Annotated in this window: 16 protein-coding genes; 6 read left to right on the forward strand and 10 right to left on the reverse strand. The window is 47.8% G+C overall.

Annotated elements, in window-relative coordinates:
• Positions 1-134 precede the first annotated feature (134 nt).
• From Q7P41_RS02185 to trkA, 3 genes are all read right to left on the reverse strand, one after another.
• A complete protein-coding gene (locus Q7P41_RS02185; protein WP_303881788.1) occupies positions 135-1,049 on the reverse strand; it encodes a DMT family transporter in 915 nt (304 codons plus the stop codon).
• A 96-nt stretch (positions 1,050-1,145) separates the two neighbouring features.
• Positions 1,146-2,600, reverse strand: coding sequence for a TrkH family potassium uptake protein (locus Q7P41_RS02190; RefSeq protein WP_303881790.1), 1,455 nt, complete (start codon positions 2,598-2,600; stop codon positions 1,146-1,148).
• Between the two features lie 37 nt (positions 2,601-2,637).
• Positions 2,638-4,110: a Trk system potassium transporter TrkA gene (gene trkA, locus Q7P41_RS02195; protein ID WP_303881791.1), complete on the reverse strand. Its 1,473-nt coding sequence runs from the start codon at positions 4,108-4,110 to the stop codon at positions 2,638-2,640.
• Between the two features lie 21 nt (positions 4,111-4,131).
• Between trkA and Q7P41_RS02200 the strand changes: the two genes are divergently transcribed.
• The 6 genes from Q7P41_RS02200 (at position 4,132) to Q7P41_RS02225 (ending at position 9,881) form a co-directional block, all read left to right on the forward strand.
• Entirely contained in the window at positions 4,132-5,121 is a 990-nt protein-coding gene (locus Q7P41_RS02200) for an asparaginase (RefSeq protein WP_303881793.1), read from the forward strand.
• A 136-nt stretch (positions 5,122-5,257) separates the two neighbouring features.
• Positions 5,258-6,265, forward strand: coding sequence for a hypothetical protein (locus Q7P41_RS02205; RefSeq protein WP_303881794.1), 1,008 nt, complete (start codon positions 5,258-5,260; stop codon positions 6,263-6,265).
• Positions 6,266-6,283: 18 nt separating this feature from the next.
• Positions 6,284-8,038: a carbon starvation protein A gene (locus Q7P41_RS02210; protein WP_303881796.1), complete on the forward strand. Its 1,755-nt coding sequence runs from the start codon at positions 6,284-6,286 to the stop codon at positions 8,036-8,038.
• A gap of 10 nt (positions 8,039-8,048) precedes the next feature.
• Complete coding sequence (locus tag Q7P41_RS02215) at positions 8,049-8,306, forward strand: hypothetical protein (RefSeq protein WP_303881797.1); 258 nt, start codon at positions 8,049-8,051, stop codon at positions 8,304-8,306.
• Complete coding sequence (locus Q7P41_RS02220) at positions 8,275-9,276, forward strand: TRC40/GET3/ArsA family transport-energizing ATPase (protein ID WP_303881798.1); 1,002 nt, start codon at positions 8,275-8,277, stop codon at positions 9,274-9,276. Before Q7P41_RS02215 ends, Q7P41_RS02220 begins: the two co-directional genes overlap by 32 nt.
• Positions 9,273-9,881, forward strand: a complete 609-nt coding sequence (locus tag Q7P41_RS02225) for a hypothetical protein (RefSeq protein ID WP_303881800.1) — start codon at positions 9,273-9,275, stop codon at positions 9,879-9,881. The genes Q7P41_RS02220 and Q7P41_RS02225 overlap by 4 nt, the downstream gene beginning before the upstream one ends.
• A gap of 166 nt (positions 9,882-10,047) precedes the next feature.
• Here Q7P41_RS02225 and glmS read toward each other — a convergent pair whose 3' ends face one another.
• From glmS to Q7P41_RS02260, 7 genes are all read right to left on the reverse strand, one after another.
• Positions 10,048-12,069, reverse strand: coding sequence for a glutamine--fructose-6-phosphate transaminase (isomerizing) (glmS, locus tag Q7P41_RS02230; protein ID WP_369693126.1), 2,022 nt, complete (start codon positions 12,067-12,069; stop codon positions 10,048-10,050).
• A 197-nt stretch (positions 12,070-12,266) separates the two neighbouring features.
• Complete coding sequence (locus tag Q7P41_RS02235; RefSeq protein WP_303881802.1) at positions 12,267-13,592, reverse strand: DVU_1553 family AMP-dependent CoA ligase; 1,326 nt, start codon at positions 13,590-13,592, stop codon at positions 12,267-12,269.
• Complete coding sequence (trsS, locus tag Q7P41_RS02240; RefSeq protein WP_303881803.1) at positions 13,544-14,893, reverse strand: radical SAM (seleno)protein TrsS; 1,350 nt, start codon at positions 14,891-14,893, stop codon at positions 13,544-13,546. The genes Q7P41_RS02235 and trsS overlap by 49 nt, the downstream gene beginning before the upstream one ends.
• The gene (locus Q7P41_RS02245; protein WP_303881805.1) at positions 14,893-15,351 is read right to left on the reverse strand and encodes a DVU_1555 family C-GCAxxG-C-C protein; all 459 of its coding nucleotides are present in this window, start codon (positions 15,349-15,351) and stop codon (positions 14,893-14,895) included. The genes trsS and Q7P41_RS02245 overlap by 1 nt, the downstream gene beginning before the upstream one ends.
• Positions 15,352-15,377: 26 nt before the next feature.
• Complete coding sequence (trsM, locus tag Q7P41_RS02250) at positions 15,378-16,079, reverse strand: DVU_1556 family methyltransferase (RefSeq protein WP_303881807.1); 702 nt, start codon at positions 16,077-16,079, stop codon at positions 15,378-15,380.
• Positions 16,079-16,294: a DVU_1557 family redox protein gene (locus Q7P41_RS02255; RefSeq protein WP_303881808.1), complete on the reverse strand. Its 216-nt coding sequence runs from the start codon at positions 16,292-16,294 to the stop codon at positions 16,079-16,081. The genes trsM and Q7P41_RS02255 overlap by 1 nt, the downstream gene beginning before the upstream one ends.
• Positions 16,291-18,247: pyridine nucleotide-disulfide oxidoreductase/dicluster-binding protein (locus Q7P41_RS02260; protein WP_303881810.1), on the reverse strand; the 1,957-nt coding region annotated here is incomplete at its 5' end. The genes Q7P41_RS02255 and Q7P41_RS02260, both read right to left, overlap by 4 nt.

Below are 18,247 nucleotides of genomic sequence, written 5' to 3' on the forward strand. Positions count from 1 at the left end.
AAATCTTCGCTATAGGAATAACGCCCAAGCTCCCGACCGACAGGAGCACCATTTAAGGTTCATTACATATGATTGTCAGTTGGCTTTTAAACTCGGAAGAATCTCTAAAGATAAACATGATTGAATTATTGCCTTTAGGCATGGTTATGGAAAAAATAGTTAAATTTCTTTGTGATAAATGTTTCCAGCTCGGTGAGCACTACCCCTGCGAACACTATCATCCCGCCAAGGATGACTTGGAAGTTAACGATTTCTTCTCCTATTAAATAGGCAAATACGTAACCTGAGGGGCTTTCCAAAGAAAGTAAGACGGCGGCGTGAATCTCGGGGCTGTAACGCTGGGCAACGGTCTGGATGAGAAATGGAATGACGGTGACGAACAAAGCCACGTACAAGATTCCCATCCATGCTTTTGCAGGCACTGCTTTAAAGGAAGGCACGGGCTCAATAAAAACCGCCAGGGCTGTTAAAATAATGCACGCTGAGGCAATTTGCACGACAGTGAGTGCTATTGGGTCCATCTTTCTGCTTAAATTCCCAACGAAGAGAACGTGCAAAGCACACCCTAAAGCAAGTAGTAAGGAAAGTGCGTCGCCAAAATTAAAACTCATGCCCGGCGTAAATGCCATAACCAGAAGCCCTGCAGTGGTTAGAAAGGCACCAGCTGTAGCGATTAAGGAGGGCATTTTCCTATAAAAAAGGGCGTAAAGAAAGGGCACCATTACGACGTTGCTTCCTGCGATGAAGGATTGCTTACCAGGCGTGGTAAAAAGAAGGCCAAAGATGTGAGCCACAAAAGTTGAAGCCAGAAGGCTTCCAAGTAAACATCCCAAGAAGACATCTTTTCGACTAAGCAGAGAAAGTCTTGAACGGAAGATTAAACCGAGAAGGCCTGTGCTTAAAAGAAACCTCACGGACAAAAGCCACAGAGGCGACATGAACTTGAGCAGCCAATTGGTTGTTCCAAATCCAGACCCCCAAAGCATTGCGGTCAGAAAAAGCGCCGCATCTGCTAAAAGTACCACCTTCCTGTTTCCATGTTCAACCATTTTTATTCACCTACAGCCATTTGTGCTATCATTTTACGTTGAAAAGGGCATGTCAAAACCATTTTCCTTCCGCCTATTTTATCAATATTTACGCCTTTAGCTCCTCCACGAATCGGGTAAAAACAAGGCCATCATGGGATACAATTCTAAACGGCCAAAGAGCATGCAAAAAGATAGAATCCATTTGACCGGCGCTTCAAGGGTAGAATAATTATCCATGGGGCCCACGACGCCAAGTCCCGGTCCTACGTTTCCCAAGGTTGCCGTTACGGCAGCAATGGAGGAGATCAAATCAAGACCCATTAGGGATAATAGTAAAAAGGCGACAACAAAGACAATCATGTAAAGTGAAAAGAAGGCGGTTATAGAAAGTATAACGTCCTTTTCCACCACTTTTTTGTTAAGCTTCATTGAGTAGTGGGCGCGTGGGTGAATCAGTTTTTTTAGCTCAATGCCTGCGTGTTTAAGTAAAACCATAACCCTTACCACCTTCATGCCACCACCTGTAGATCCTGCACAACCGCCGATGAGCATGAGAATTAAGAGTAAAAGCTGGGCATAAGCGGGCCACTGTTCGAAATCTGCCGTTACAAATCCTGTCGTAGTCAAGACGCTCACAACTTGAAATGAAACGTATCTGGCTGTTTGGGCAAGGCTGCTGTAAATCTGGTTTTTTAGCAACACGAAAGAAATGGTTGCTATCGACCCCAAAACGATATACAAGTAAAACCTGAACTCCTCGTCACGCCACCAGGCAGTGAGGTCTTTCTTCATCAACAATTTATAGTGCAAAGCGAAGTTAGCACCTGCTATGAACATAAAGATAGTTATGACAACGTCAACATAAACCGAATTATATTGTCCAACGCTGCCGTTCAAAGGGGAAAAACCACCCGTTGCCACCGTCCCAAAGGTGTGTGTGAGCGCTTCAAAGAAGGATAAACCTCCCAAATACAGAAGGAGTGTTTCTAGGACGGTCAAAAAGACATAGACTCCCCATAAAAGAAGCGCTGTTTGGTGGATTCTTGGGGTCAACTTTTCGGGCACAGGACCAGGTACTTCGGCGCGAAACAACTGACGTCCACCAACACCCAGAAATGGCAAAATGGCTAACCCGAGCACGATGATACCCATACCACCTAGCCAGTGCGTTAAGCTTCTCCAAAAAAGTATTCCCCTGGAGTTGGCCTCGATGTTTGCCAAGACGGTTGCCCCTGTTGTCGTAAAACCTGAGACGGATTCAAAAAAAGCGTCAGCAAAGGTGGGAACTGCCCCGGAAAGCCAGAAAGGCAAAGAGCCTATGGCCGAAGCTAAAATCCACGACAATCCGACCGCAACCAAAGCTTCCTTTGGCCTCATCTCTTCTCTGCTCAGCCTTCCGCCGATGAGGAGCAATATTGCGCCCAAGGCCATGCCTATGATCATGGAAACAAATATGGGCCTGGCATCGGGTGATTTGTCCAGGACGGCCCAACCAAGGGGCAGCAACATAAATAAGGACACAACTTCGACTATTAACCCAAGGATATTCGTTATGATTTTAAACCGCATCTCTTTTTTTCCTTTATTTTATATTTTTATTTGCTGGTCATTTTTCTTCTATGAACAAATTTAGAATTTCATCATAGCTGGGAGCATTCGTGTAGAGCAAGACACGATCGTTCGGTTTTAATGTGGTCATCCCGTCTGGCACGAAGATATCCTCCCCGCGCTGGACCAGCACGACAATGGCTGTTGGAGATATATGCAGGTCCATTATTTTCTTGCCCACTACAAAAGCACCTTCAGGTACGACCAAATCGATCATTTCTGCGTTTATCTGTTCAATTGTGGACATGGCAGCTCCCTTGGTACGCAAGGTAACGTAGCGCATTATGGCTGCAACCAGCGCTTCATTTGGGTTGACCATGGCGTCTAGCGAAAGCCTGCCCTCAAGTTTCCTGTAGGTGTCATTCCTTACAATTGCGATTGATTTTTTGGCTCCAAGTTCTTTCGCCATTATGGCAACAAGTATGTTTAACTCGTCATTTGCCGTGGTGGATACGAACCCGTCAGTCTCTTCGATGCCCTCGCTCAACAAGACATCTTCATCGGCAACGTCTCCTTGAAGGACTAAAGTTTTGTCCAGTTCTTTGGATATACGTTCACACTTTTGAGGATCTAAATCTAGTAGTCGTATATCAACATCCTTATGGTTTTTCTCGAAACGCCTCGCCACCTGAAAACCTATCTTGCCCCCTCCCGCGATCATGATTCTTTTTAGCTTGAACGCGCTTTCAATGCTAAATAGGCTTTCGAGCAAGTGGGCGTCGTTTCTTAATGTAACGACGTAACACAAATCGCCTTCTCTTAAAACCGTATCTCCGCGAGGTATAAAACCCTTCTCGTCTTCTCGTTCTACGTATACAATGAGTGCATCGACGTCGGAACGGGATTTTCTTACTTCCTTTAAACTGCGGCCCTCCATGAGGGATCCTTTGTTAACTTTCATCGCATAAAGACTGGCGATACCTCCCCACAGTTCATTTGCTACGATAACTGAACGTATCGATAGCATGTCTTCTATCGCCCCTGCAACAGATCTTTCCGGAGAGATCATTTCATCAATTCCGAGCGCGTCTGCCCAAATGTGACTGTCAGTAAATTCCAAGCTTCTTGCCCTGGAAATTACGTGTTTAACACCTGCTTTTTTGGCGATCCAACAGGACAAGATATTAACTTCATCTCTATCCGTGCAGGCGATTAGCAGGTTTATAGCTTCCCCTTCTCCCTCTTGCACCCCTGCTTTAGCCAACACCTGTGGCCTTGCTCCGTTGCCCGTAATTACCATCACGTCAAGCATTTCGTCAATTCTTGCAGCACGAGCCTCATCTTGTTCTATGACAATCACGTCGTGTCCGAGTTCGACCAAGTTTTTAGCTACATCGAAGCCTACGCTGCCTCCTCCCACCACGATGCTTCGCAACACAATCACCTTCCAAAAATTTTCTTTCTGCCTCGGATATAGTATTTTATCACTACTACCCTTTTTTGTAAGTAAAAAAGTGTTACACTTGTACATACGTTGAGGAGGTGGTTTGGGATGTCAGAGCGTCCTAATGTCTTAATCGTTGCTGCAGGCGGGACTATGGGCATGACGTACGATGAGCGCGCAAAAAGCTATGCTCCAACCCTAAATGCAGGCGACATGCTCGCTTGGCTTGAGTCCAAAGAACTTCCATGCGAAGTAACTGTAGTTGATTGGAGCCATCAACCCAGTAGCCACTATAACATACGCATGATGGCAGATCTCGCAGAACTGCTAAGAAGGGAGGCTGGTCAGGGTATAAACGGCATCGTCGTAACCGCAGGAACCGATTCCATGGAAGAAATGGCTTATCTGGTGGATCTACTTTGGCCCTATCCTTACCCGGTAATATTTACAGGTTCAATGATCCCTTCAGATCAATTGGGTTCTGACGGTCCTCTTAACTTATACCACGCCTTGCTCGCCGCTTCTTCTGAATGCATCTGGGGACTTGGCGTTTTGGTGTGCTTCCGGGATCAATTGTTCGCAGCCAGCGAAGTCTGCAAGGTCAATAGTTTCAAAAGAGATGCTTTGACTGCGCCGGAACGGGGTCCCGTCGCCGAGATAGTGGGAAATAAGATACATCTCGTAAAAAAAACTAAGCGTGGAAGGATAATAGAAGGGAATCTCATCCCTGCAAGGGAAGTCGAGGTTTTCTGGGCGACGCTTGGAGGCGGCGAAAGGGTCTTGAAATTACTGTCCGAAGACGAAAGCCTTGAAGGATTGGTCTTGGCGGGTTTTGGGTCGGGCAATGTTAACCCGGCATGGGTTCCCCCGATAAGACAGATTATTCGACGCAACATTCCCGTAGTTATTACCTCCAGATGTCTTAGGGGACGGGTGGTGACATCCTATGCTTACGAGGGAAGCGCACAAAAACTGCTGGAGATCGGGGTGCTTTCAGGAGGGAATCTCACGCCTCTGCAAGCGCGGCTCAAGCTCGCCGTAGGCATTGGTGCCGGCCTTACTGGAAAGGATCTGCAAAGATATTTGCTGGAAAATTAAAACCAGCCGCAATGAGTCAAAAGTTTGACCTGATCGACATCGTTAAATGGCAAAAATATATCAAAAATATTAAAATGTACACGATAACTTTTATCGTCGATATAATCAAGAGAAAGGCATCAAGGAGGGGACTTTGTTGCTGAAAGATGACACTGTTTTATTGCTTTTCGATAAAGATCATCCCTGTTGGGACGAAGAGACCATAGCTTTGGCCGGAGAGGATGGCGAAGGCCTACAGCGACTAAAAGCCCTTGGGTTGTTGCAGGAAACCAACGGCATATACAGCCTAACAGAGAAAGGGAAGAATGCCTTTAAAGAACTCTGCAAGGCCCAATTTGTTGTGGTTGAGCCTGGGACAGCTCCCTCAGATTATGAAGAACAGGAAAAGGTCCTCTGGCGCACAAGGTTGCAATGTCTTTTAGATAACTCTTTTATAGCAAGATGGGGCATAAAAGAATACCACACCGGTAAAATTTTGGACTATGTCCCCGGTCTTTCCGGACAAGAAATATGTCGTCTTCAAAACTTTACAAGTTTGGAATGGACTTATCTTTCAAATCCCGATGTAGAAAAGATAAAAAGGGAGTTTCCCGTTACGGGACTGAAAGCTAGAGAAATTCAACCATGGAATCTTGAGCAAATTAGCGCGTGGCTTGAAGGAAACCGCATCTTTACGGAGCAGTTCGTTGTGGACTTACTTTACCTGTCGCGCTACGATTTCGCCTACTATATGAAGTTCCCAAAACATCCCAATGACGTGCATGGGTTGATAAACGCCGATAGATTCTTCTTCTTCCGTGCCCTTCCCCCTTTCGAAGAACACCTACCTATTTTTTTGGAAACTATAGGGAAAGTCCATCTTTTTCTGCTAAATCAGAGACACATGTATATTCCGGGGTACGTAGACCTGGATTGGGCAGATCAGGATTCGCTAAGCTGGGTCATATGGGTAACGGAGACAGAAGAAGAAGCCTTAAGCTTGCTTTCCCAATTATCATATTTTGGCTCATCGCTAATAGAACCGGCCAAACCGATGGACATATGGATTATAAGCATAGAAGGACTAAAAGGCGTTAAAGAAAAGCAGGAAACTCTATTTGATTTGTTTTCTTTTATGGCCCATCCTGTGGCCAGGACTATTTAAAAAAGGAGGTTTGATATCATGAACACTTCTTTATTGCTCATTTTAGGAATCATAATTTACCTTGTTTGCTATTTATGGTACGGCAAAAACCTTGAGCGTAAGGTCGTTAAAGCCGATGATTCCAAACCCACGCCGGCTCACACTAAGTTTGATGATGTGGACTTTGTCCCAACGCATCCGGCTGTGCTTTTCGGACATCACTTTGCTTCTATTGCTGGCGGTGCGCCAATACTCGGCCCTGCTTTGGCAATGGCCTGGGGTTGGTGGGCAGGGTTGCTTTGGATTTGGTTTGGAAACATCCTCATAGGCGCGGTACACGACTACTTGTCGATCATGGCTTCAGTGAGATACGAGGGAAAATCCATCCAGTGGATAGCCGGCAAGATGATGCGTCCTCGTACGTCTTATTTGTTTCAAGTGTTCGCCTATTTAACTCTTGTCTTGGCCTTAGGGGCCTTTTCTACTTCGCTTGCTTATCTTTATGTAGCACGCCCCGACGTGGGAAGCATGTCGATGTGGTTCATCGTCGCTGCCGTTATAACCGGGTTTTTGCTTTACAAACTCAGGATTAATTTCTTGGTGGGCACCATTGTTGGCATCTTGCTTACACTTGTGGCCATATGGCTTGGATTTAAGACGCCATTAGCTTTAAGTTATAAAGGATGGTTGGTCATCTTTTTCTTCTACATGATGGTAGCAAGCGCCCTTCCCGTGTGGATATTGCTTCAGCCGCGGGACTACTTGAACGCTTATATCCTCGTTTTGGGCCTTGCCATGGGAGTCGTTGCTTTGATCCTCGTTGGAGCAAAGATGGAGCTGGCGGCCTTTACGAGTTGGAGCCCAAATATTGTCGGAGGGGTGCCATCGCCTTACTGGCCTGTAATTCCACTCATCATTGCCTGCGGTTCCCTTTCGGGCATTCACGGACTCATTGGCTCAGGCACCACTTCAAAGCAACTTGACAAGGAAACTCAGGGCCTGATAGTTGGTTACGGAGGAATGCTAACGGAGGGCCTTCTTTCTACCGTGGTCACCATAACGATCGCGGCATTCGGGCTTTTGGTGTTTAAAGAAGCTGGCGGAAAGTTGGCCGAGATGGGTGTAATTGCAGACAATCTGAAAGAACCCTTATATATGGGCAAAAATTACGTGAAAGCCATTGATGCTGTCGGAGGACCTTTGGGGATATTCACTCAAAGTTATGGCATACTTTTCGAGCAGGCTTTCGGGATTTCTGCCCAGGTGGGAACGGTCTTTTCAAGCCTTTGGGTTTCGGCCTTTACACTTACCTCCATGGATACGGGAAACAGGGTGTTGCGCTTTGCCTGGGAGGAAGTGTGGGAACCGTTAAAAGCAAGCCTTGGCGAGTTTCATAAAACAATTACAAACCGCTGGCTGGCTTCTGCCATACCTTCTGCTTTAAGCATAATGCTTGCTTGGAACAAGGCATATAACGTCTTATGGCCTGCCTTCGGAGGTGCAAACCAAATGCTGGCAGCAGCCACCCTTTTGACAGTGGCGCTGTGGGTACTGAAGATGGCCGGGTCCTTGGAAAGACATGTCAAGTTCATAATTGCCTGCGCAGGAGTACTTTGGCTTACAGTCTTTGCCGGGCTTTGGTGGTTTTTGTTCGCCGTTCCCTCTTCTTTGCTCGTGCGCGGGTTTGTAATTCTGGAGATAGTTTTAGCACTGGTGTTCATTTACGACTTTTATCGCTCAATGCAAGAAGCTTCGCCGTTAAAAGAACAATACCAAGAGGCTGCAAGGCCTTAAAGGCAACGACATGATTAGAGATTTCTTCAAGTTTTTCAAGACAATAGCACAGCGTCAGGCAACCGACTACGTTAGGACCGAACTTCAAGCCCTTGAGGAAACCTTCGCCTTCCTACTTTTGGGCGGTTTCTTCGGACTACCGGCCCCATCGACGGGGTTGGTAGTCCGACTACTCCCCCACTTGGGGCAGGAGCTTGAATTACTTGAGAGGCGAGTGGCAGAAAGTGACGATCTTTTTGCGAAAATTTCGGGGATCCTTAAGATCTAAGCAATATACAGAAAAAGGCCATATAAAGTCTTACGACACGATCGAGCGCTTCATAGTGATGGGCAAAGGCGGAACGGGCAAGACGACGATTTCTGCCGTCCTTGCACGCGCCCTTTCCTCCGCAGGTCATGACACTTTAGCTGTGTCTTTGGATCCTGCCCACAACTTGGGAGATGTCCTAGGATATGCTTTAGATGATAAGCCAAAAAAGGTGTCAGATAAATTATTTGCCTTTGAGGTGGATTTAGACACTCAGGTGCGGCGCTTTATCGACATGAAATTAGATCAAACGCGTCCGCTCTACGGACATTTGCAAATTTTTAACGCAGACAAATTCTTGAAAGCCTTAGAGCAATCTCCGGGCATGGAGGAATTTGCCCTGCTTGAGGCAATAAAAGAAATAGGCAACCTTGATCAAATGCATGGGGCAATCGTGCTCGATACACCACCTACAGGCATGACGCTTCGTCTCTTGACGCTTCCCGACCTAACGCTTCTTTGGATCGACGAACTTATGGGACTGCGAAAAAAGATTTTAGAAAGGAGAGCCTATCTTCAGCATATCGAGGGATCGGGCAAAAAGATAGACAACCAAGATGATCCCGTCATGGCAGAACTTCAAAGATACAGGTGCGAAATAAAGGACATAAAGTCCTTTTTGCACGGAGAAGGTGCCTCGATATTGCTCGTTCTTCAGGTAGACAAACTTTCCGTGAAGGAGACTGAAAGAACCATAAAAAAGCTTTCAACCTACGGCTACGGCGTAAGGGCTTGTTTGATAAACAAAGCCCCGAAGGAAGATCCTTTCAAAGCTTACGCTTCAAGCGGCTTGGATGATCTCATGAAAGCTCACGGCGAAATTTCATGGATCGAGTTGCCCGACCTGGGAGAGAAAATCTCAACGCCTCAAGGTTTAAATTTGCTGGGCAAAGACCTTATTAATTTTTTGCATATAGGTGATTTTAAGTGAACCGCGGCGTAATGGTTTTACTTCTGCTAGGGTTGGTGGCAAGCCTTCAATATTGGCGAGGCAGGAGGTTAAACTTAACCTTAATCAGAGAACTTTCAAGGCAGATGGAAGAAGCACTGCGCCCCAAAGAAAAAAACTACACCTGGATAGGAGGATATGTGGGCGTAGTGGCCGAATACACATTGGAGGATGAAAATTACAGCAAGGCAAAGGCCACTATATCGCTTTTACCCCATCACAGCTTGCTTTACCTTCCCATTTCACTTCTTTTGGGCCGAAAAGACAGAGTGTACTTTTTAATTTATCCCAAAAGAAAGCTAAAGGGCAGGGCCCACGTCCTTTCTGGAAAAAAGCCTTCTTCATTAAAAGGTTTGCCTCGCTTTTCATTTGTCGACAGCGTAACCTTAAAAGGCGTGAATTTAAAACGATACTATAATAGCAAAGACGAGGCAGAGTTTCTCACGAAGGTTGCATCGCGGCTAAAAGACCCTCGTTCCTTTGAGCATCTGGCTGCCAACGTAGAAGAAAATGCTTATTACGCCTCGATGGTAGTAGGTCGAGGCGATGTTGCAGACCTTCTTAAATCCTTTCTCACCACAAGATAGCGCTGCCATTTGCAGTGATTTGTCTCCCCGCTATTTCACTTAAAGAAGCCAAATCTGCCACAAGGGGCTTCGCTTTAACAAGAGTGCCGGTTTTATCGAAGGCCATAGCCTCGACCAAAAAACGCAAGGTACTGCTAAGTTATTCGAACGATTGCCCTGAACGAACCTATTCCTCGGTGACGCTTTTTGTTAAATGGCGAGGACTGTCGATTTCACAGCCCCGCTTTTTGGCCATATAATAGGCGAGAAGCTGCAAGGGAACCACCGTGACGAAGGGCGAAAACTCCTCGCGCGTTGGTGGGACGTACAAAACGTGGCTTGCATCATTTGCCAGCTGCTCGTCGCCATCAAAACCCACTGCGATGACGGGCGCGCGCCTTGCCTTCGCCTCTTTGATGCTCGATAGCGTCTTTTCGTGAAGGCTGTCTTTAGGCGCGACAATCAGTACGGGAACGTTTGAATCGATCAAAGCTATGGGGCCGTGTTTCATCTCGCCGGCTGCAAATGCTTCCGCATGAATGTAGGATACTTCCTTTAATTTTAGCGCTCCCTCCAATGCCACCGGGTAAGATATTCCCCTTCCAAAGAAAAGAAAGCTCTGGCTGCCGGAAAAGTTTGATGCCAATTCCTCAACGACGTGCTCCCTTTCTAGAGTGGCTTCTATTTTGTAAGGAAGTCGAATGAGCTCGTCTATTAATTCCTTTTCCATTCTTGGAGTAAGCGTTCCCCTCACTTTAGCGATGTAAATGGCAAGCAAATAAAGGACTGCGATCTGTCCGGTGAAGGTCTTGGTTGCAGCCACCCCGATTTCAGGACCGGCCTTGAGCAATAAAACATCGTCACAGCAACTGGCTAAAGTAGACTCCTGGGCGTTGGTGACTGCCAAAGAGTACGCTCCTAACTCGCGTGCTCTTCTTTGAGCCGCCAGCGTATCGGCGGTCTCACCGGACTGGGAGACAAACACGGCGAGAGTATTTGGAGACAGACGAATATTGCGATATCTATATTCAGAGGCAACGTCAACTTTTATATCTAGATCACACCAGCGCTCAAATGCCCTTTCGGCAATTAATGAAGCATAATAAGATGTGCCGCAGGCCACCAAATGAATTGCCCTAAGACGTTTTATAACTTCTTTATTCAAGGCCAATTCGCCCGAAAAGTCTACGCCGCCGTTTATCAATCTGCCTTCTAGTGTTGATCTAAAAGCTCCTCCCTGCTCATGGATCTCCTTTAACATAAAGTGAGGATAGCCGCGCCTTTCTGCCGAGGACAAATCCCAATCAATGAAAAAGTTCTTTTTTTGCAAAGGCGATCCCTTTGCATCATAAAGCTTGATGCCTTGACTTGAAAGCTCGGCAATGTCGCCGTCATCCATGGAGATTACATTTTTAGTGTAAGGAAGTATGGCAAGCGTATCGGTTGCACAAAGGGACTCACCTTCGCCCATGCCCAAGACCATAGGAAAGCCTCCGCGCATGCAGTAAATATGATCCATATCTTCTTCGTCTACAATGGCGAGTGCGTAAGAGCCCTTGAGTTGTCCCTGTAAAGACGTGAGTGCTTTTAACACGTCCCCATCGTAAAACTTCATCAGTAATTGTGCTATAACCTCGGTGTCCCTCTCGGACGTGAAATTAAACCCTTCGGCGAGAAGGGTTTCTTTTAATTCGCTACAATTTTCTATTATGCCGTTATGGGCGAGTATGAAGTGTTTATCTCGACTGGGGCAAGAATGAGCCTTTACCACCGAAACGCCACCGTGATTGGCCCATCGGGCATTGCCGATCCCCTGAGTGCCTGAGGGGGCGATCTCTTTGACGATGCGTTCGAGATCTGAGACCCTGCCCGCCTCTTTTATAATTTCTATTTTCTTGCTATTGTTAACCGCTATTCCTACCGAATCATACACTCTGTATTCTAACCGCTTAAGACCATCTAAAAGCACACTACAAGCATTTCTGTAGCCAATATACCCGACTATACCACACACGACTGCCTCATCCCTTCTAACGCAGCACACACAGGAAGATTGTCCTCCCTTTGTCCCGCAGATCGCTCTTCGGTTTTGTAAGAAGACTTCCTGGCCCATCTTCCAGGGCCACGGGGGCATCCGCCGATAGCTTCGATCTTCCCCCGACCTCGTCAACTGGCTTGTAACCAGTCCAGGCGCTAACCACTCCTTCACAAATTTTAAAGCTTCTAAAAGTTTACCCTTGCACCTTCCACCTCCCCTTCTTAAGATACGCCTTCTTAAAAGTAAAGACGCCTCTTTCTTTACTTTTACCCAGTATAACCAAAAAGGTCAGGGCAATCAATATAAAGTAACCCAATTTGAAAGAACTTTAAGGTGCAATTCAGACAAGGAAGAAGAAAGAGAATAAATCAGCCTTCCCAGTCCATCTTTGGGCTTTGATGTCGGATCGAGGAAAGGCTTACTTTTTTTGCGATGATCTTGCTAGGAACGCCGGGGACTTGCCTTAAAACATCAACTGATTTCTCGACATACTCTTGTTTGCCTTCCGTCACGGCGATGGTCAAAAATAACCTTTCGGGGATGTCGCCAGCGCACTCCAGGAATACTTTAAAATCTTCGACCCATGGTAAGCCCCAAAGGGCATCTTCAACGTCGTAAAGGCGAAGGGAACCCCCTCCTGCGCCCTTTTTTGGAAGACGACCGAGGACTTCTATGCGTTTTAGGGGCGAACCGCAAGGGCAAATGTCCTGAAGGATGCGGCCTTCGTCGCCCGTTCTATACCTGATCAATGGAAAAGACATACGGTTAATGGTGGTGATAACTATCTCTCCCCACTCCCCATCGGGAAGGACTCGTCCATTTTCGTCCACGATTTCAACGTAAAGGTCAAGCTCTTTGACGTGACAACCTTGCCTTGCGCGACACTCCACGGCGCAACCCCATCCAGTTTCGGTAAGGCCGTAATGGTTGAAAGTGATGCATTCCCACAGGTTTTCTATCCGCCGCCTTATCGAAGCAGGCGCCATGTCTGCACTAAGCAAGACGAAATCGGGCTTGTGCTCGGTCTTTCCTGCGATCCTTGCCATCTGGGCGGAAAGGCCAACGACGACAAGGGGTCGAAAGTCATCTATGGCAAGAATCGCGTCTGCGTAGTCGTGGATAAGCCCGAAGACAAGCGTTTCACACCCAAGGCGCTTCGAGGCGCGTTTAAGGATTTGTCCTATACTGTCGGGTGAAGGCCCTTCCATAAAGATGGCAACTTTGCTTTCCGGTGGTGTAAACGTCGTCATCCCGCACATGAAGAAATCTTCAGTTGCCTTGAGATCTTCTGAGGTGAAAAAGACTCTCTTAGGAGGAGCCGATGTCCCCGATGTGCTTAAAGTGACGATGCGCCGTATCTCCGACTGAGAGACGGTGAGAAAACGCAATCCCGATTCTGCGAGATCCGATGGGAAAGTAAAGGGAAGTTCGCTGAAAGGCAAATCCTTTACATTTCCAAGGCGGTTGCGGTAAAAGGGAGAATAAAGTGAAGCATGTTCAATTATACGGCTTAAAAGGTATTTTTGAGCCCTTTCTATTTCGCTGCGGTCTTCGATCCTCGCTTTCTTTTCTGCGGCCGCATACCAGGGGAACTCTTTGACGAGGCGGCCTGCGATCCATGGGTCCAAGGGGGTGATTGGAATTTTCATCGGTGACGATGCAAGGCCCGGCCGTTCCTTGCGGTAAGGTTCCATGCACAGAAAGGTATTAACCTTCCATCAGGGGCTGCCACATGGATGCAGCAGAAGCGCAAACGTTCTAAATCAAGGTTTTCACCGTCTTGAAAGGCCATTGCGCTTATGCTAAAACTTCCCCTTTCGTAAAGGCGGATAAACCTTTCAAAGGCGTTTTCGGCTTGCGCGTCTACTTCCTGAGGGGTTTCCTCTTGTTTTCTGCAGGTTTTTGGGGAGATGTCAGCTCCCCAGCGGCGACGGATGCTCTCGACGGAGCTTTGAAATCCTTCATCGGAGGACCGACCGTTACAGCAACATGGCTCACTTGTCAGGGGAATGATTTTATCAGGGGATTCTACAAGGTACACTGCCCGAAAGGAGCATCGTTCATGCTCGCACCGAGACGGCCGAAAATGAGATAAACTTGCCATCCCGTCGGTCTGTGCTACCAGCTCCCTCATGATCCTTGGAAGCGTTAGACGCATCTCGTCACACGGGGGTTCGGGGAAACGACCAAAATAACTGATGGGCTGAAAATGAATTCCTCTCACGACGGGAAAGCGTGAAAGCCCGAAACGGACGATATCTCCCATCTCATCGTCGTTAACTCCTTTTACAACCGTGGGAACGAGGACTACCCCAAGGCCGGCCTCTTTGCAGGCATCGATTGCCCGTATTTTGTCGGTCAAAAGCTGCCTTCCTCTCAAAGTTGTATACGTCGCTTCGCGAAGGCCGTCGAATTGCAGAAATACCCAGCTCAGTCCTGCTTCCTTTAATCTTTGCCCGTACCCGGATTCTTGAGCCAACTTAAGGCCATTGGTATTTAACTGAATTCCTGGAAATTTGAGGCTTGAAGCCAATCGAATAAGGTCTGTTAAATCGTCTCTAAGCGTGGGTTCTCCCCCTGAAAATTGCAGGATGGCACCTGGTGCCTTACGATGCACATCATGTAACAACTTTTCCAAAACATAAAAATCGGGCTCAAAGCCATCTCCCGCGCTTGCAAAACATACCGGACACTTGAGCTGACACTTTTCCGTAACCTCAACTACTACGGTGCAGCTTTTTTGTAGGTGATCGATGCAGAGTCCACACCCTTCGGGACAAGTTTCAGGCGGTCTGTCTTCAGGTTCTGCGAGGGGAAAGCGGTTTGAAGTCCAGGTCTCAAGATCAGGTGTTCCCTCCCAAACAAGACAGGAAAACTCTCCATGATCGGGACAATGTTTCCGCAGGAAAACATTGTCTTTATCACTTTCCAGCAATGCCGGTATCTGTTTCAGGCAGATCGGGCATACGCTGTGCGTATTGCGCAAAATCGCCATTAAAGGAGTCGTCCTTCCCGTATATCAAAGCCGTGAGTTTCAAGAAGCTCTAAGGCCTTCTCCAACGTTTCCATTATCATCGGAAAACATTTTTGAAAGCATTGCTTCGGATCCGTAATCGGTTCGTAGCCCAGGATATTCCCGCAGTTGACGTGCCCGCCCTCTCCCCATTTTTCTTGAAACCATTCGTGAAGCTGGCCGATCATCTCGGGCAGTCTCGGATCTTTTTCTTCCCACGGCGCTCCTTTACCGGCATAAAACCCTAAAAGGCAACAAGCGCCGGTCAATGCCCCGCAGGTGCAGCCAGGAGAAAATGTGCCCCTGCAAAGGCCGTTCATTGCCGACGTTAGGTCCTCGTTTTCTTTTCCAGTAAGTGCCAATCCAGCCAATATCATGACCTGCGAACAGCAAAATCCTTCCTGCCCCCATTGCATGACTGCAGTACTTAGGTCCTCCATCTCAATCTCTCCTTCAATCTTCCTGATTAACCTGCCGCTTTTTCGGCGCCTTCAATTTCGTATCGCCCTTTTAATGAACCTTCATCGCCCAACTTTCTACACAACCAAAGGCCGTAACTAAGGCTACAACATGTCTTTATGGGTGCTTCGATGATGCCTGCCCAAATCAGTTGGGCGGTACATTCCCGAAGCAACTTGGGGTAAGCTTCGAAGAAAAACACCTCAAATCCATGGATCGTGAATGCTTCGTGCAATTCAAGAGCGGATCTGGCCCCGCTTGCACATGAACCGTCCCGGCCTTGACTGTCGTAACCGCGATTGACGGCGAAGATGTCGGTTACCCCCAAAATTCCTCCGTCTTTTAAGACTCTTGCAACCTCTGACAAGGCTGGTGACAGCTTCTTTTGCTGCGAAAGGACGCACTCACAAATCGCGCCGTCAAAACTGCCGTCTTCGAATGGCATATCACGCAAATCTCCATGTACTGCCGGACCCTTTTGCTTTGCCTTCGAAAGCAAGTCGTCAGACCTGTCCAACCCAAGGGCATCGAAACCCTCTTCGACGAGAAGTCCTAAGGTCGCACCCATACCGCAACCAGCATCAAGAATGCGGGCCCCTGGAGGAAAGTCGCATAAGCGTATCAACCTTCTTGAAAGCGCTTCTCCTCCCGGATGGAGTGCCTCGCCCATGACCTCGCGCCATTTTGGGTGTTCGTAGGGCAAAGTCATTACTTGTCCTCCAATATCTTTTCCACCTCGAGCATTTTGCCCACCGCTAAAGACTCAGGCACAAGAATAAAGCCGCATCGAGAGCAGGCGGGAAGCTCTATCTCGAAGCGGTTGCCGAGATAAAGCGCTGCGACCTTGTGCAGCGTAAGCTCGCACCCACAGCTGCATCTCCAGCTAGTTTCTTCGTGAAAGCCAAGATCGTTTCCCTTGCTCATGTCATCAGCTCCATGATCATCCTGTGGCTCCAGGCGTTGATGATCGTAAATGACTGATCATCCTCGCGGTATTCCACCCAGAAATTAACGTTTCCTATCCTTGAACAAGCAAGCTTGGTGCCCTCGGGAGAGATAAGATACCTTCCCATCGAAGAAGCTTTCCACAGAGTTTGTTTGATATCGCTGTCTAAGATGTGGCGTTCTTCAAGTTTTTCGCGCACTCTGTCCGAAACTGATATGGGCAAGTCATCCCACGGCTCCGTAGGAATGTCGCAAGAACCAAGCAGCTTTGTGCGAAGCAATTCCCTATTTTGCTGACGTTTGGAAAAGCCAGCACGTTTCTTTTCTGCAGGAGGAGGAAATAGGATGTCCAGCAGATGAAAGACCATTTTCCCCGACCCGGAAAGGCTTTCACGGCACATGGCGCAATAGGTCAGAAAATCGTTTTCGCTTTCTTGAAGCCTTCGCGAGACGCCCTCACGCGCAAGGTCAGGGTCGGCCATAACCTGAAGGCCTCCATAACCGCAGCAGCGCGTAGTTTCGCCACCGAAGACAAGCTCTTCATAGGGCTGTCCAACAATTTGTAGTATCTTTCGAATGGACTCCCTCCATTCTTTTTCATGGCGGGTCGTGCAAGGGTCGTGCAGCGCAAGCGTTTCTGCAGCGGGCCTTGTTTCAGGTAACCCCTTTTCAAGCAACACTTGCCATAAAGAGACTCTCGACAAATTAGGCATGAAGTTTTTAAACACCTCGTTGCAAGAAGAACAAGCCAGGATCAGGGTGGGGTTTCCTGCGGATTCTACGGTTTTCTCGATGTTTTTGATGACTTCTTCAAGCTTGTCTAGCCTGCCGGCCCACCATGCAGGCGCACCGCAGCATCCAAGCAATATGCCCATTTTACCGTCGAACATCTCTTCAAGGAAGTTTGCAACCCTTTCAGTCTGATCGGGCATCGCTCCCGCCAGCTGGCAACCGGGGAAGAAAATAGCCTGCGTAGTCTTCGTTCCGCTTCGAAATCCGGACGACCTTGGAGAGTTGGCATGTTCCATGTCAAGGAGAGCAAACTCGTGGACTGAAGGTGGCATGATGTTACGCTCCACCATTTGCTCACGCGCGAAGCGACATAAATCGGCCATGGAAAAATCATTGGGGCAAAGGACCTCACAAAGGCCGCAAAGTGCACAGGAATTTATCATTTTATTGGCGCTGTGAGAGCCTCTGACTATGGCGAAATTGTTATAGATCTGCCGAGCGTAGATCTTTGGATATCCCTTGTACTTTTCAAGAAATGCACACTCACGCACACAGTAGCGACATTCGCATTGAATGCAGCGTTTCGCCTCTTCTATTGGATCATCTTTTGGAGAAAGGGTTGGGACACCATCTAGAGGGGTGTAAAGCTTCGTCTCAAGCGAGAACTCCTTTTCCCTTCCTGACGTTAACGACGCGCCCTGAAAATAACGGTCGATAGAGTTGGCGGCACGCTTACCATCAGCCGACTCCCAAACGGGTGAAGGTTTGCCGTTTCGAGGATGGCCTCCGGCGAAAAGGCCCTTAGTCGAAGTTTCGTAGGTGAGGGGATCTATATCATTTAAATCGACGAGATGGGTCCATTTGGGATCATCGACGCCAACGTAGGCGACGTTACCTTCTTTCAAACCGTCACGGATTGGATCTTTTCCGGATGACCGCGTTACACCCAGCCGTTGCAGGTTCTGCCAGGCAGTGACAAGTATTTCTTGGGGCAGAACTTCTTGTGAAAGGGCCAAAAGACTGCCGCCCGGGATGTCGCCGTCAAAGACCATACTTACCTGGTAGCCTTTTTTTGCCAGTTCAATGGCGCAAGACAACGAAGAAAGACCCGCTCCGTAAACGGTCACGGACAACCCCTTTGAAGTAAGGCGCAGGGGCAGCCCCGTATCTTTAGTTTGTTGCAGGCAAGCTATTTCAAGC

The sequence above is a fragment of the Acetomicrobium mobile genome, assembly GCF_937920065.1.